Source organism: Alteromonas sp. AWJ4_197 (genome assembly GCF_056160285.1).
The window spans coordinates 295,418-311,719 of the sequence record NZ_JBSWWW010000005.1 but is presented as its reverse complement, the minus strand read 5'-3'; the positions used below and the strand labels follow the sequence as shown (position 1 = coordinate 311,719).

At 47.9% G+C, this 16,302-nt stretch carries 11 protein-coding genes; 5 read left to right on the top strand and 6 right to left on the bottom strand.

What is annotated here, in order from left to right:
* Positions 1 to 173 precede the first annotated feature (173 nt).
* Positions 174 to 368, top strand: coding sequence for a (2Fe-2S)-binding protein (locus tag ACXAGC_RS13060; RefSeq protein WP_474844736.1), 195 nt, complete (start codon positions 174 to 176; stop codon positions 366 to 368).
* A 45-nt stretch (positions 369 to 413) separates the two neighbouring features.
* Here the strand turns inward: ACXAGC_RS13060 and ACXAGC_RS13055 are convergent, their stop codons facing one another.
* The 5 genes from ACXAGC_RS13055 to ACXAGC_RS13035 form a co-directional block, all read right to left on the bottom strand.
* Complete coding sequence (locus tag ACXAGC_RS13055) at positions 414 to 3,308, bottom strand: TonB-dependent receptor plug domain-containing protein (protein ID WP_474844735.1); 2,895 nt, start codon at positions 3,306 to 3,308, stop codon at positions 414 to 416.
* A gap of 417 nt (positions 3,309 to 3,725) precedes the next feature.
* A complete protein-coding gene (locus tag ACXAGC_RS13050; RefSeq protein WP_474844734.1) occupies positions 3,726 to 4,793 on the bottom strand; it encodes a FecR family protein in 1,068 nt (355 codons plus the stop codon).
* 3 nt (positions 4,794 to 4,796) lie between these two features.
* Positions 4,797 to 5,354, bottom strand: a complete 558-nt coding sequence (locus tag ACXAGC_RS13045) for an RNA polymerase sigma factor (RefSeq protein WP_474844733.1) — start codon at positions 5,352 to 5,354, stop codon at positions 4,797 to 4,799.
* Positions 5,355 to 5,498: 144 nt separating this feature from the next.
* The gene (locus ACXAGC_RS13040; protein ID WP_474844732.1) at positions 5,499 to 8,069 is read right to left on the bottom strand and encodes a TonB-dependent receptor plug domain-containing protein; all 2,571 of its coding nucleotides are present in this window, start codon (positions 8,067 to 8,069) and stop codon (positions 5,499 to 5,501) included.
* A 386-nt stretch (positions 8,070 to 8,455) separates the two neighbouring features.
* Positions 8,456 to 8,806, bottom strand: coding sequence for a Grx4 family monothiol glutaredoxin (locus ACXAGC_RS13035; protein WP_119500672.1), 351 nt, complete (start codon positions 8,804 to 8,806; stop codon positions 8,456 to 8,458).
* A 341-nt stretch (positions 8,807 to 9,147) separates the two neighbouring features.
* Here ACXAGC_RS13035 and sodB point away from each other — a divergent pair, with 341 nt between their 5' ends.
* The 4 genes from sodB (at position 9,148) to ACXAGC_RS13015 (ending at position 14,760) form a co-directional block, all read left to right on the top strand.
* Positions 9,148 to 9,732, top strand: coding sequence for a superoxide dismutase [Fe] (gene sodB / locus ACXAGC_RS13030; RefSeq protein WP_119500671.1), 585 nt, complete (start codon positions 9,148 to 9,150; stop codon positions 9,730 to 9,732).
* Positions 9,733 to 9,965: 233 nt separating this feature from the next.
* Complete coding sequence (locus ACXAGC_RS13025; RefSeq protein ID WP_474844731.1) at positions 9,966 to 11,888, top strand: PrkA family serine protein kinase; 1,923 nt, start codon at positions 9,966 to 9,968, stop codon at positions 11,886 to 11,888.
* Positions 11,889 to 11,948: 60 nt separating this feature from the next.
* Complete coding sequence (locus ACXAGC_RS13020; protein ID WP_474844730.1) at positions 11,949 to 13,238, top strand: YeaH/YhbH family protein; 1,290 nt, start codon at positions 11,949 to 11,951, stop codon at positions 13,236 to 13,238.
* Between the two features lies 1 nt (position 13,239).
* A complete protein-coding gene (locus ACXAGC_RS13015; protein ID WP_303575295.1) occupies positions 13,240 to 14,760 on the top strand; it encodes a SpoVR family protein in 1,521 nt (506 codons plus the stop codon).
* A gap of 66 nt (positions 14,761 to 14,826) precedes the next feature.
* Here the strand turns inward: ACXAGC_RS13015 and ACXAGC_RS13010 are convergent, their stop codons facing one another.
* Positions 14,827 to 16,161 (bottom strand): serine hydrolase domain-containing protein, encoded by a 1,335-nt coding sequence (locus ACXAGC_RS13010; protein ID WP_474844729.1) that lies wholly within the window; start codon positions 16,159 to 16,161, stop codon positions 14,827 to 14,829.
* Positions 16,162 to 16,302 lie beyond the last annotated feature (141 nt).

Here is a 16,302-nt window from a genome sequence, read left to right as displayed (position 1 = left end):
CAATATAGGTGCAGTTATCTGAAAGCCAAGGTTTTTCAGGCCTAAATCAAAAATAAATCCCTTTGTTTTCTTAATGTAGACTAAAGATTAATCGAAAGATTGTTGCAGAAGTATTGCTAATTATACAAATAACAACTATTATCATTCACGTTGAAGTTAATAAGGTTTGTTGTATGTTCGTTTGTATGTGTTACGGCGTGACGGATAAAGACATCATGAATGCAGTGGAACAGGACGGTGTGGGTAACATCCGTGAAATGCGTCAGCATTTGGAACTGGGAAACCAGTGTGGAAAATGCATTCAGATGGCCCAGCAAATTATCGATTCGACTATAGTCGATGAATCTCTTTTCAAAGAAGTGTGTTGATCCTCATAGTCACACTTCTCTGACGTTTATTCTTCCCTTTCTTTCTTAAAAGTCGTATCGCGACTGCAGATAATAAAAACCACCATTGATGCCGGACGGCGCTGTAGGCGGATACAACGCGCCGACGACCTCACTGTAAGGATTCCGGTCCGGATACGTATTAAACAGATTAGATGCGCCTAACGCGAAGGTCAGATTTTCTGAATAATGCCAGCTCAGTTCTGTATCCAGCGTAATCATACTGCCACTGTTAATGTCCATGTCTGCTGCGGCGTCTACATGATCCTCATAAAAACCACCATAATATTTCAGGCGCCACAACAGTGACCAGGCCTGCCAGTGCTGTTTTAACGTGCTGGTTACCCGGACAGCTGGCAGGTTATCTTCCAGCATTCTGACCCGCTGCGGGGTAAGACTGGGTACCAGCACCACTTCACCGTCACGGTTTCGTTGCGGGAATGCCGATAACCGCTTCACTTTGGTGTCAGTCCAGTTCATCGAGGTAGTAAGCGCATGGGTAATACCGGCGACGTCAAAACGATAATTCACTACTACATCTATACCCTGTGTTTCGGTATCGAAATCATTGGCAAAAAACTTTATCGCATTAAAATTATCCGCTTCACGGTTGCCCTGACTTAACAGCAGGTCGATATCACTGTCAGTGAGAGGGATGGCAGATGTTGTGCTAATTCTGTCCTGCAGGCGGATATTGAAATAGTCCATCGTGAGGTAAAAATCTTCATCCCAAAAAGCAACAAAGCCCACACTGCCGTTCACAGACTCTTCCGGCGTCAGTGGTTCTGCTCCCAGTTGCACGGAAACAGGATGGGTAGGCGGCAGGGTTGCCTGATCTTCCAGACCGGAAGAGGCATAGGCAGTGGTAATATTAATGACGTTGCTCTGCCCTACCGTAGGCGCTTTAAAACCGGTACTCAGCGAGCTGCGAAAAGAAATCACATCGTTGAGGACATACCGGAGGTTAATCTTGCCATCCAGTGTTGAGCCGAAATCTGAAAAATGTTCTCCGCGCAGCGCCGTTGCTACCTGCAAATCTTCAGTCAGGTGTAACTCCAGATCGGCATACATGGCCCAGTTATGACGACTCCAGTGGCCCGCAGACATAGGCTGATAGCCGGGAAAGCCATTGGAACCCACACTGAAGCCGGCGGAATCGTTGCGGGAAGCGTCGTTGGCAAAGGGCCCTTCCACCCACGATGCTTCATCGCCGGCGATTTGTCCGTAGGTTTCCCGACGCCATTCGAACCCGACAGCCACGCTGGCCGGTTTGGATGTCCAGCCATCATAGAAGCGGGAAAAATCAAGATTTACCGTCCGCTCGACCTGGCGTACTGCGCCGGGGGAAAAGGATAAAGGAGACGCATCGCCCAGGGACGGGTTAACGGTGTTTTCCAGACGAAAACGCACATTGGAGTATCCGACACTGCCAGTGAGATCAAATAGCCAGTGCTTGTTCAGTTCGCCCCGAATCCCTGCGAATAAAGAGCCGTCTTTGATCACACCGCCGAAGCGGGGAGTAAAACCACCGGGGAACCACTCATTGAATGCAAAACAGTTTGCCCCTGTAGGTGTAGTGTTATCTGCAATCAGCTGATAAGCAGGATTGTCCAGCACATTTGCGCCGGAAATGAAGATATCCGGACAGGCTATTCCCTGTCCTATGCCGTCTTTATCGGCAATTAACAGTTTATCCTCTGACGACTCCGGATCACTGAACACACCCAGCCGGGTATGCGGATGACGGTAATAAAAGCCGCCATCTACCGCACGCCGTGCCGCGGTGCCGAAAAAATACAATTCAGTGTGATCATCCAAAGGCAAACCGGCATTAAAAGCCAGTTTCATATCACTGCCTACATCCAGCGCGCCCCAGATTTGCGAGGGGTCAGTAACATAGGGATTACCGGCTTCGGTCAGTGCCAGTGCATCAGAGCGCTGCACAGACCGGCTGGTCGCATTCTGTTGCTGATATTCTGCCGTAATATTAAAAAAACCGTCACCCAGTGCCAGACCGGTATTCGCCTGCAACTGCACGCTTTCTCCGTCACCTTCGTAATACTGCCCGGTTTTGCCGGCGATATACCCGCCCTCACGGCGGTTATCCAGTACAAAGTTGATAACACCGGCGATCGCATCAGAGCCATATTGCGCAGCAGCGCCGTCGCGCAGTACTTCCACCTGACGCATGGCGCCTGCCGGCAGCACTGAAATATCCGGTCCCTGAGCGCCGTCTGACAGTCCGCCACCTAAAAATGTGATCACTGCAGAACGGTGTCTGCGTTTGCCATTCAACAATACCAGCGTGTGATCAGCCGCCATTCCCCGCAGGTTTGCCGGGCGAACCAGACTGGCGGCATCGTTAATGGGCTGGTCGTTAACATTCAGCGACGGCACCACGCCGGCCAGCATGGTTAATACATCTGTGCTGCCCTGCGCCTGCAGTGCATCTCCGGCAACAATGTCTAAAGGTACCGGTGACTCCACAACTGAACGGGGTGCACTGCGAGTGCCCACAATAGCAATCCGTTCAATAGAAAAACCAATATCGTCATTGACTCTGGGGCGTGGCGGACGCGGTGGCGGTGTTTTCAGCTCGTTGACCGCTTTCACCGTTAACATGCCGGTTGCGTCAATCTGTACGGCAAGCGCAGTGCCGCGAAGCAGCTGCAATAACCCTTCCTGCAAAGTAAACGAGCCGGTAAGACCATTGGCGCGGACTTTCTCTGCCAGTTCGTAGGGAAAAAGTAATGTGGTATTTGCCTGTTTGGCAAATTCAGTGAGAGCAGCATCAGCACTTTGAGGAGGAATATCGAAGTCGATTTTTTGCTGCGCAAACACAGGCGCGGTATAACTGGCTGCGCAAAAGCTTGCAGCAGTCAACACGCGGATTAGCGATAAGCGAAGAAGTGTTTTGCGCATGAAAATCTGACAGTCGACAATATCTGTGTTGTAAAAAGAAAACCGCCACCCATACCGGGAGGTCCGTTTTCAGCCCGTTTTATTGTTATTTTTGTGAGTAAACAGGACGTTTAGCAACACAACTACTTTTCTTTTATTCGTTAATAATAGTAAAACCAGAACCCTGTACAATAATAAACGCGAAAACATCAAACCGCTCAGTTAAATATTTTTACCGGATCACTTCCTTTATACGCAACGCTACAGAATTCTGTGCTTTTACACAATATGGAAACAGCAGGAAAAGTGGGAATAAAGAGTATAAAGCGGAAATATAGGGTTAAACGGCGGACCCGGTATTATTTCTCCGGAATATTCATATGACAGTCAAAGCGTTAACTACAACACTGCCCGTCTTAGCGGGCAGTATAGATTGTGTTATCCCTGTTGTTCAGACAACTGAATGGTCATCGCGTCAACACGTTTATGTTCAATGTGGAAGCTGTTCTTTAACGCCGACAACAAGCCACTGATGTCGCCCACTTTAAAATATCCGGCAACCCGTTTCTGCTTCAGCGCTTCACCTTCAATGGTAAAATCAACAGCGGTGTAGCGTTCAATTTCACGTAAAGCATCTTCCAGCGCCTCGCCTTTAAACACAATCATACCCTGTTGCCAGGCCAGGTCCTGTTCCATTGCATCGGTATCGAGATTTTTAAGGCCGCTAAGTTCGCCGTCGACGTTCGCTTTTTCGCCGGCAGTAAGCAGTTTCAGATTGCCAAATGCATTGCCTTTCTGAATCATTTCAGCAATTTCTTCCCGGCTCACAGAATTTTGTTTGTCCTGCACCAGCACTTTACCTTCTGTCACCACCAACTCAAATGCTTCGTTGTTTGTATACTGCATATTAAAAGCGGTACCAATGGCTGTTACCGTATTTATGCCGGCTGTTACGGTAAATGGTCTGGAAGCGTCGTGAGCCACCGTGAAGTGTGCTTCGCCCTTAATTAAATCAATAAGGCGGCGCTCGCCGTCAAAGTTAATCTGAATGGCCGAATTAGTGTTCATGTGCACCACTGAGCCATCATTTAAGGTCAGTGTTTTCTGTTCGCCAATGGCCGTTCCGATGCGTTGCGCCAGATGATAGCCGGTGTCATTCTGACCCAGCCAGTAAGAATCAACCATCATGGCAGCTGCTGCTGCCATAAGCAGAAAACCGGCCGCTACGCTCCAGCGTGCCTGGCGAAGTACTTTTCTGGCTTTGCCCGTTTCCCCTTTAATCTGCGGTCGCAGGGGGAACATGCCTTTTAATTCATTCAGTACACTTAAATCATCCCAGACACGCGCCACGTCAAATAAAATACGGCGGTGGCTCTGACTGGCATTCAGCCAGTCCCTGAGCGTGTCTGTTTCTTCGCTGGTTAAGCCACGATCGATACGGCTTACCCAAAGGCAAGCTTCCTCGTGTATGTCATCCTTACTGGTGAATTTGCTCACATTACTCATGGCTTAACTACTTGTTTGTCCTGATCTTGTCTGCCCTGTTGTACCTTTACCACCGGTACCGGCACTGGCTGCCAGAAAACGTGAACATTGCAACAGCCCTTTGGCTACATGTTTTTCGACGGTACTTTCACTCAGGCCCGTCAGATCTGCAATATCCCGCTGGCTCATGCCATAGACTTTCTTTAATAAAAACACCCGCTTCACTTCAGGCGACAAGGACTCTGTTGCTCTGCAAAAATGAATAAAGCGCTCTTTACTTTCGACATGCTTCTCAAGGCTGTAACCCACTAAATCGTGAGGAAGCATATCCATATCATCTACCGGCTGGTTTAACTGGCTCGCCGCACTGTTCACGTGATTAAGCGCGAGATTTCTGGCCGTTTTCAGCATGTAGGTCCGCTCATAGCGGATTTCTTGTTTTAATTCAGCCTCATAACTTTTAATAAAGGCTTCCTGCACGATGTCTTCAATATCATCCGAACTGACAATAGCACTCACCGCCCGCATCATCTTTGTGCGGTATTTTATAAAAGTGGCGGCGATAGTCGATTTGTTGGACATAATCTCTTTACAGGCAGTGTAGCTAAACCGTTACAAGTCGCTCTATGATGCCAGTTTTTTGCTCATGAAGTCATGCATTATTTTTTATACTTAAGTTGGGTACAAAGGGGGCAACTGCCCCCTTTTTGTAACCCTTTGCTACGCTTAGAAGGTATAAATACCGCGAACGTAGTAGAAGCCACCGTTGATACCCAGCGGAGAGGTAACCGGATAAGCTGCACCGGCAATCTCATTGTCATACTGCGTATTGCGGTCCGGATATTCATCCAGCGCATTCTTCGCACCGACAACCAGTTGCAGGTTTTCGCTTACGCTGTAACCCACTTCAACATCCAGAGACAGCTCAGAACCGATGTTATCGATTGGTAAGCCTGAATCCAGGTGATCTTCAAAGATGCTACCGTAGTAGTTCACACGACCCAGCACGCGCCAGTCACCATTGGTGTGGTTAGCAGTGAAGCTCCAGCGGGTTGCCGGCAGGTTGTCTTCAAGCATACGCACACGCTCTGGTGTGATGTTCTCAGACGCCTGGTCTACAGTAGTTGAAGTCCAGTTGTATGCCAGAGAGTACTTAGTCTCGCCGCCGAACATGTCCTGGCTGTAGTTAGCAACAACGTCAAGACCTTCAGTAGTGGTATCGAAGTCGTTGGTGAAGAACTTAACCGCGGAGAAGCTTGATGCGTCAGAAACGCCTTGCGCCAGCAGCGCAGCAATGTCTTCTTCTGTCAGTGCGATAGCAGATGTTGTACTGATACGGTCAGTCACTTCAATGTTGTAGTAGTCAGCAGTCAGGAACAGACCGTTATCAAATTCAGCAACGACACCGAAGCTCATAGATACAGACTCTTCAGGCGTCAGCGGCGTACCGCCTTTCTGAACAGAGATAGGATCGGTAGGAGGCAATGTAGCCTGATCTTCCAGCTGGCCGCTTGAACCGAATGCTGTGGTTACGTTACGTACTGTGCTCTGACCAATCGTTGGTGCTTTAAAGCCTGTTGAGTACGCACCACGGAATGCAATGCTGTCAGTCAACTGATAACGGGCAGACAGTTTACCTTTCGTGGTATTACCGAAGTCAGAGAAGTCTTCGTAACGTACTGCTGCTGCAACCAGGAAGTCGTCAGTCAGATATAATTCTGCATCCAGGTAGAATGCGATGTTGTTACGTGACGCTTCACCCTGACTCTTGTTAGACAGACCCGGGAAACCGTTTGAACCGATACCGAAGCCCTGAGAAGCCAGCGGGCCGATAGTGTAAGACGCAATGTCACCGGCTTTCGCTTCGTAGCTTTCATGACGGTACTGGAAACCACCGGCAAGGTACAGCGGATCATTCAGACCCACTTCGATTGGCTTAGTCAGGTCAATATCCAGAGTCTGTTCAGACTGTACATAGGTACCCGGCTTAAATGAAGTTGGTGTTTCCGGACCCATAGACGGGTTAATGGTATTTGAAATGGCAAAATCAATTTCATTCTGACCCAGGTTTAAGCTGACGTCATAACCGATTTCGTTAGCCAGTTCACCACGGGTACCGAATACCAGTGACATATCCTGAACGGTACCACCGAAGCGCGGCGTGAAGCCGCCCGGGAACATTTCGTTGAACGCAAAACAATCAGGATTGTTTGCTACTTCTTCAATGTAACGCGGGTTCTGCAATACGTTGTCACCGACCAGAATGTCTGTCGGGCAGTTACCGGACATATCGCCGGTCAGATCACCAACCAGCAGTAACTGGTTGCCGTCAGCATCTGTACCACCGTCGTTAACACCACCACGGTTATGCGGATTACGGTAGTAGAAACCACCTTCTACTTCACGTTCTGCGTAGTTACCGAACATATAGGCTTCGGCATTGTCGCTCAGTTCCAGACCTAAGTTTGCGAAAACTTTGATGTCGTCTTTGATTTCAGGGCTACCCCAGATTTGAGCAGGGTCAGCAACAAAGGTATTTCCGGCAGCAATCAGTGCAGCCGCATCATCACGCTGTACACTGCGTGACGTTGGATCAGAAGTACGGTATTCAGCAGACAGGTTAATAAAACCTTTCTCGCTTAATGGTAAACCAATATTACCGGAAACCTGCATCATGTCACCGTCACCTTCATAGTATGAACCGTAACGGGCTTCGAACATGCCGCCTTCATCAGCGTCTTTGAGTACGAAGTTAACAACACCGGCAATCGCATCAGAACCGTACTGTGCAGCAGCACCGTCACGCAGAACTTCTACCTGTTTCAGAGCAGATGAAGGAATAACTGAAATGTCAGGACCCTGTGCACCGTCAGACAAACCACCACCCAGGAAGGTGATAACTGCAGAGCGGTGACGACGCTTGCCGTTTACCAGCACCAGAGTGTGGTCTGAAGCCATACCACGCAGGTTAGCCGGACGAACCAGTGTTGACGCATCGTTGATAGGCTGGTCATTTACGTTAAAAGAAGGTACGACGGTTTGCATCATCGATACCATGTCAGTTGCGCCCTGGTTCTGGAACTCATCACTGGAGATGATATCTACCGGAACAGGAGAGTCGCCGACTGAACGGGGAGCGGCACGGGTACCGACAACAGCGATTTTTTCAACATCTTTCGCTTCAGCTTCTTCACTTTCCTGCGCATAAGCATTCACAGAGGCCAGCATACTTACAGCAGCAGAAGCTGCCAGTGCAGTACGCACATTTTTTGTCAGTTTTGACATTGACGTTTTCATAGTGGTTTCCTGGATTTTGCGATTTTTCCCCCGGCTGAATCAGCACTGAAAATGACGTGTCAATTTAGCCGGAATTTTTATATTTTTAATAATACACACACTAACTTTTACCGCGTTAGTTGGGGAACTTATAGACCGCAAACCCATAGAAAACAAACCTTTTTAGCCAAATTAAAAATATTTTTTAAAGTGATGGAGGATTTTGATTTCTGACCTGTCTATTACAATATTGGCGGGGTTTAAGCGCAGTGAAAACCAGCCCGATCCGGCTAATTTATATACAACTTTTGGTTATCTCCCTTTCGACCGTATTGTGGTTTTCTGACACAAAAAACCCGGCAAATGCCGGGTATTTTTTTAACTTTTTTCAGACTCTGAAAACCGGATTATTCTTCTTCAGTTTTATACTTTGCAGCAGTGTCTTTGATCAAAGGTTGCAATTCATTTTGCTGGAACATTTCGATAATGATGTCACAACCGCCAACCAGTTCGCCATCTACCCATAATTGTGGGAAAGTTGGCCAGTTAGCGTATTTAGGTAATTCCGCACGGATATCCGGATTTTGCAGAATATCCACATATGCAAATGGTTCACCACATGACATCAGCGCCTGTACGGCTTGTGCAGAAAAACCACAACTAGGCAGTTTAGGAGAACCCTTCATGTATAAAAGAATTGGGTTTTCGCCAATTTGCTGCTTAATTCTGTCTACGGTTGATTCGGTACTGTTTTCCATCCGATCCTCTCTGGTGGTGGGAGATACGTTCAGTGCATTATGGGTATCTTAACGCCGGATTCAAGGGCTGAAAGCGGTTTTTCTGTCATAGCATGACTATCTTTTCATTAATGTGATCTGAAATGGCCTGTTAACCTTAACAGTGAGTATCGCTATTTTTGGCAAATCAGATGATGATTTTTTTGCATTGCACCACTAAAAATGCATAAATTTGTCATTGAGTTATCAAAATCTACCCTTATATCTGTATACAGCTTTGACCGTTGTCGTTTTCCCGCGCCCATGTTGTGAACAAAGTGGGAATATCGACGTTAATACATTGAAAAGAATGGAGAATTCAAATGGCGTTTGAACTACCACCACTGCCGTACGAAAAAAATGCACTTGAACCGCACATTTCAGCAGAGACGCTGGAATACCACTACGGTAAGCACCACGCCACCTACGTAACTAAACTGAACGGTTTAGTGGAAGGCACAGACCTGGAAAGCAAAGATTTAGAAGAAATCATCAAAACTTCAGAAGGCGGTGTTTTCAACAACGCAGCTCAAATCTGGAACCACACGTTCTACTGGCACTGCCTGAGCCCAAATGGTGGCGGCGAAGCCACTGGTTCTGTTGCTGAAGCGATTAAAGCAAAATGGGGCTCATTTGAAGACTTCCAGGCTGCATTCGACGATAAAGCAGTAAATAACTTCGGTTCGAGCTGGACCTGGTTAGTGAAAACTGCTGATGGCTCTCTGGACATCGTAAACACCAGCAACGCAGGTACGCCTATCACTGAAGAAGGTGTAACACCTCTTCTGACAGTTGACCTGTGGGAACACGCTTACTACATCGACTACCGCAATGCCCGTCCTAAGTATCTGGAAAACTTCTGGAAACTGGTTAACTGGGAATTCGCGAACGAAAACTTCGCGAAGTAATTGCTGAGCGAAAGCTGAATCCAAAGAAAAAACCCGCAATCGACTGCGGGTTTTTTGTTACACAAATTTAACGTCAACCGACTGGCATTAAAGACAAAATCTATTCGAAAAGGTTCATTCTTTTATTAGACTAATTATTGAGCGTTTATTACCAAATATCCTGAAAATTTCCTTTTAAAGTTGCCAAAGAGGACTAAGCTGTAAAGACGGGAATCCGTTTTTTGGGGAAATCTATGGGTATTTTCGAGCATTACCAGCAACGTTACGAAGAGCGCCAACAAGAAGAATTCACCATCCAGGAATTTCTGGATATCTGTAAAAGCGACCCGACAGCCTATGCGAACTCTGCAGAAAGGTTGTTACAGGCAATAGGCGAGCCTGAAATGGTCGACACCTCTAATGACCCGGCACTCAGCCGCATATTTTCGAACAGGGTCATTGCACGCTATCCGGCCTTCCATGAGTTTTACGGTATGGAAGAAGCGATAGAGCAAATTGTCTCTTATCTGAAGCATGCTGCTCAGGGCCTGGAAGAAAAGAAACAAATCTTATATCTGCTTGGCCCCGTCGGTGGCGGTAAATCCTCTCTTGCAGAACGGCTCAAAGAGCTGATGCAAAAAGTACCGATTTACATGCTCAAAGGCTCACCGACCAACGACCATCCATTTTCACTGTTCGACCTTGCCGAAGATGGCAATATTCTCGAAAAAGAATACGGCATTCCAAAACGCTATCTCAAAACCATTATGTCACCCTGGGCCCGTAAGCGACTGCATGAATTCGGTGGCGATATATCTAAATTCAAAGTAGTACGGGTTTATCCGTCTGTGCTCGACCAGGTGGGTATTGCTAAAACAGAACCCGGTGACGAAAACAATCAGGATATCTCATCACTGGTAGGCAAAGTGGATATCCGCCGTCTGGAACAATTCGCACAGAACGACCCGGATGCTTACAGCTATTCCGGTTCACTGTGTAAAGCCAATCAGGGCCTGATGGAATTCGTGGAAATGTTCAAGGCGCCAATTAAGGTGCTGCACCCGCTACTGACGGCCACACAAGAAGGCAACTATAACCCGACTGAAGGGTTTTCTGCCCTGCCCTTTGACGGCCTGATCCTGGCTCACTCCAACGAATCGGAGTGGCAATCTTTCCGGAATAACAAGAACAACGAGGCATTTCTCGACCGCGTATACATTGTAAAAGTGCCCTACTGTTTACGGGTATCAGAAGAGATGCGGATATACCGCAAGCTTCTCGATAGCAGTGAGCTAAGCGGTGCGCCCTGTGCTCCGGACACGCTGGAGTGTCTGGCACAGTTCACAGTATTGTCCCGTCTTAAAGAGCCTGAAAACTCCAGTGTCTACTCTAAAATGCGGGTTTACGATGGTGAAAGCCTGAAAGATACCGATCCGAAAGCCAAGTCTTATCAGGAATACCGTGATTACGCCGGCGTTGATGAAGGTATGGAAGGGCTCTCTACCCGTTTCGCCTTTAAGATTTTATCCCGTGTGTTCAATTTCGACCATCAGGAAGTGGCAGCAAACCCGGTACACCTGTTCTACGTGCTTGAGCGGCAAATTGAGCGTGAGCAGTTCCCTCAGGATACGGCGGACAGATATCGCGAATATCTGAAGGGCTACCTTATTCCCCGCTATGTGGAATTCATTGGCAAAGAGATTCAGACAGCCTATCTGGAGTCCTATTCTGAATACGGCCAGAACCTGTTTGACCGTTATGTCACTTATGCTGACTTCTGGATTCAGGATCAGGAATACCGCGATCCGGAAACCGGTCAACTGTTTGACCGCAGCTCACTGAATGCCGAACTGGAGAAAACAGAAAAGCCGGCGGGTATCAGTAACCCTAAGGATTTCCGCAACGAAATCGTCAACTTTGTGCTGCGGGCCCGTGCTAATAACGGGGGCAAAAATCCTGCCTGGACGAGCTATGAAAAACTACGCACTGTGATTGAGAAGAAAATGTTCTCCAACACAGAGGACTTATTGCCAGTGATTTCTTTCAACACTAAAGGCTCCACTGAAGATAAGAAAAAACATGATGACTTCGTTAACCGTATGGTGGAGAAAGGCTATACCTCCAAACAAGTCAGATTGCTATGCGAATGGTATCTGCGGGTACGCAAAGCGTCCTGATTTGTCGCTTCAGGCAAACCAGACTCACGCATTGTTGTTGCAACCAAATAGTAGGTATCTATGGCGCATTTTATCGACCGAAGGTTAAACAGTAAGGGAAAGAGCACGGTAAACCGTCAACGCTTTTTACGCCGCTACAAGCAGCAAATAAAGCGTGCGGTATCCGATGCGGTCGGCCAGCGTTCAGTCACCGATTTGGAGACCGGCGAGCAGATCAGTATTCCCGCACGTGACATCAAAGAGCCGGTATTTCATACCGGCCAGGGCGGCCAGCGCACCATCGTTCACCCCGGCAATGATCAGTTCACGGCCGGGGACAAGATTGAGCGCCCTCCCGGCGGGGGCGGCGGACAAGGACAGGGCGAAGGTGATGCCAGTGACAGTGGCGAAGGCCAGGACGAATTTGTATTCTCAATTTCCAAAGATGAATACCTTGATTTATTATTTGACGATCTCGCCCTTCCCAATCTTAAAAAAAATCAGTTTGATAAGGTGGTACAGTACGAAACCTATCGTGCCGGCTATCAGACTGATGGTGTCCCCAGTAACCTGGACATTGTCCGTTCGCTAAAAGGTTCAGTTGCAAGACGAATCGCGCTGACCGGCAGTGACCGGAAAAAACTCCGCGAGAAGGAAGCACAACTTGAGGCCCTGAAAGCTGACAAGCATGACAATGCACTGGCCATCATGGAACTTGAAAAGGAAATATCAGCGTTAAAACAAAAAATTGCCAGTGTGCCATTTATTGATACGTTTGATTTACGCTTCAAAAACTACGACAGGCGGCCGGTGCCCACCAGCAAGGCTGTGATGTTTTGCCTGATGGATGTGTCCGGCTCAATGGATCAGGCAACCAAGGATATGGCAAAACGGTTTTACATTTTGCTGTACCTGTTTCTTACCCGCACCTATGAGAACGTTGATGTGGTGTACATCCGTCACCACACTCAGGCTAAAGAGGTCGACGAACAGGAGTTTTTCTACTCACAGGAAACCGGCGGTACCATTGTGTCCAGCGCGCTGAAGCTTATGGATGAAATCATCAAAGAGCGGTATACAGAGAGCGACTGGAATATCTATGCTGCACAGGCATCAGACGGTGATAACTGGGCCGATGATTCGCCGCAATGCAAACAAATACTCATGAAGGAGTTGCTACCGGCAACCCGCTATTTTGCTTATATCGAAATAACAGAACGGCAACATCAAAGCCTGTGGCGGGAATACCAGCAGGTCGAGAACAGTTGCGATAACTTTGTCTGTAAACACATTCAGAGTGTCAGCGATATTTTCCCTGTATTCCGCGAACTCTTTAAAAAGTCGGAACAGGAAGCAGCCCCGGGAGGATAGTATGGCAAAAACGACGAAGCGGGCTAAGACCCCTTTGAGTGACGGTCCGGACTGGACTTTCGATATGCTTGAGCAGTATGAAAGCCATATCGATCGTATCGCCAAAAACTTCAAACTGGATACTTACCCGAATCAAATTGAGGTTATTACTGCTGAGCAAATGATGGATGCCTATGCCAGCATCGGTATGCCCATTAATTATGCGCACTGGTCTTTTGGCAAAAAATTCATTCAAACCGAGCAAAATTATCGTCGCGGCCAGATGGGACTGGCCTATGAAATTGTTATCAATTCCGACCCTTGCATTGCGTATTTGATGGAAGAAAATACCATCACCATGCAGGCACTGGTCATGGCCCATGCCTGTTACGGTCATAATTCCTTTTTTAAAGGCAACTATCTGTTCCAGACGTGGACGGATGCCAGCTCTATTATCGATTACCTGGTGTTTGCCAAAAACTACATCGCCAAATGCGAGCAACGCTATGGCACCGATGAAGTAGAGAGTATTCTGGACTCCTGCCACGCCCTGATGAATTACGGTGTAGACAGGTACAAACGCCCGCAAAAAATATCCATGCAGGAAGAACAGGCCAGACAGGAGCAGCGGGAGAAATATCTGCAATCTCAGGTTAATGAACTCTGGCGCACCCTGCCCGATGCCCACGCCAGTGAAAAACCGAAACAACAGCGTTTTCCGTCAGAACCTCAGGAAAACCTGCTTTATTTTATAGAGAAAAATGCCCCCCTGCTTGAGCCCTGGCAGCGGGAACTGGTGAGAATTGTGCGTAAAGTCTCCCAGTATTTTTATCCGCAAAAACAAACTCAGGTAATGAACGAAGGCTGGGCTTGCTTCTGGCACTATCATATTCTGAATCAGATGTACGATGAAGGACTGGTCACTGACCGCTTTATGATGGAATTTCTGCACAGCCACAGCGGCGTGGTAATGCAGCCTGAATATAACAGCCCTTACTATTCCGGAATTAACCCTTATGCCCTGGGTTTCAATATGTTCATGGACATCAAACGAGTGTGCCAGAACCCCACGGCGGAGGATAAATACTACTTACCGGATGTTGCCGGAAAAGACTGGCTTGAAACGGTGCATTTTGCCATGCATAACTTTAAAGATGAAAGTTTCATCAGCCAGTTTTTATCTCCCAAGCTCATACGGGACTTTAAGCTGTTCGCCATTGAAGATGATGCACGCGATAATTTTGTCAGTGTCAGTGCCATTCATGATGAACAGGGATATTTGAAGATCCGCGAGAAATTGTCTGCTCAGTACAACCTGAGTAACCTGGAACCCAATATTCAGGTATACAACGTAGATGTCCGGGGCGACCGCTCCCTGACGCTGCGGTACATTCCGCAACGGGGCATTCCGCTGGCAGAATCGAAAGAGGAAGTCATGCGGCATTTATTCCGTCTGTGGAAATTTGATGTATTTTTAGAACAGGACGGACCGGAAGGTGCTGAGGTGATTGCCAGCTGCACCCGCCCCGCTAACGCCGCCTGATATGCGCCTGCAGCAGGCTGATGACAGTCTGCCTGCCGCGCTTAATCTGCAGATACCCGGCGAACCTTACTCTCTGACGAATGAATATTTCCCGCCGCCCTGCAATAAGTCAAAGGCGGGCTTCTCCTTTTCTTTACCGGACGATTTGAACATCATCACAATACCGGCAGGCTCAAACTGAAACTCCGTTGGTGAAAACGCTGTCAGCGGAAAGGCATTCTGGCCTGTGGCTTGCGCCATTAATATCCCGTCTTTAACCGTCAGCGTGATTTTAAGAGGAATAGCATCCGAGCTGTATGTGCCCTCGTAAGTGGACAGTTGCGACTCACTTAGGGTCACAGGTTCTTTTGAAAAATCCGGTAACTCATAGGGCAGTCCGAAGTAAATACTCAGCACCGCAACACTGATTTCATTTAGCGTGTAATTCACGCCGTTTGCAGTTAAGGCAAACCCTACGTTCCCCATCTCAAAATAGCCGGACTGAGAGGCAAAGCCGTCAATGCTGCCATTGTGGCCCCACAAGGTTCTTTCGTAGAAAGGAAACGGAAACAACCCGTGGCCCAACCCTTTCTGCACCCTCTTCATCATAGCCAGTGATGACGATGATACTAATTTGCCTTCAAACAATGCCGTCAGGAATGTCGCTACGTCTGTGGGCGTGGAAATAACTGCACCGGCACCATGAGGCACACTCATGTTTGTTTCGGTAGCCGGCTGCCAGCCACCGTCATAGTAATACGAATTAGCCTGCCCCTGCTCAACGTCAATGGCATCACCGTAAGCCGTACGCTTTAATCCCGCCTTTTTGACAATACGGCTTTGCAGCTGGCTGGCATAACTGTCGTTCCCCAGCTCTTCAATGATATACCCCAGCAAAACATAACCAGTATTGGAATAACGGGTGTCTGTACCTGGCGGGAAATCAGCGTCCAGCGCTTCAAACACAGACAGCATCTCAGTCTTACTCCGGGGAGATGTCATGTATGAGCGGTATGCCGGTAAATTTGTGAAATTGTGCAGGCCGCTGCGATGACTCAGCAACATGCCGATAGTGATAACACCGGCATTTTTAATATCTGGGAAGAACGTGGAGAGGGGTGTATCAAGGCTCAGTTTTTCTTCTTCAATTAATTGAAAAATCATCACTGCGGTAAACACTTTGGTGATCGAGCCCACGCGATACTGCGTATCCGCTCCGGCTTTACGGCCAGAGGCGACATCAGCAAAGCCAATGGAGCGTTGATAAACGGGCTCACCGCCATCAACAATCGCTACACTCAGCATCGCCTTGTCTTCTTTTTCCAGTAACGCGAAGTATTTGTCCAGTTTTGCACTGTCAAAATCCTGTGCACAGACGCCCCACGCAGCGAAAGCCAGCAGTAAAACAAAAACCCTTTTCATATGCACTCCCTTGCCAGAAAATACGGCGATGATAAAAGTCAGAATGACACAGAATTCACCGCCAGGTGCAATCTACACTGACGGATTTGCAGACGTATTTCAACGTGTATGGCTATTTTAAATGCAACAAATTGTCATCAA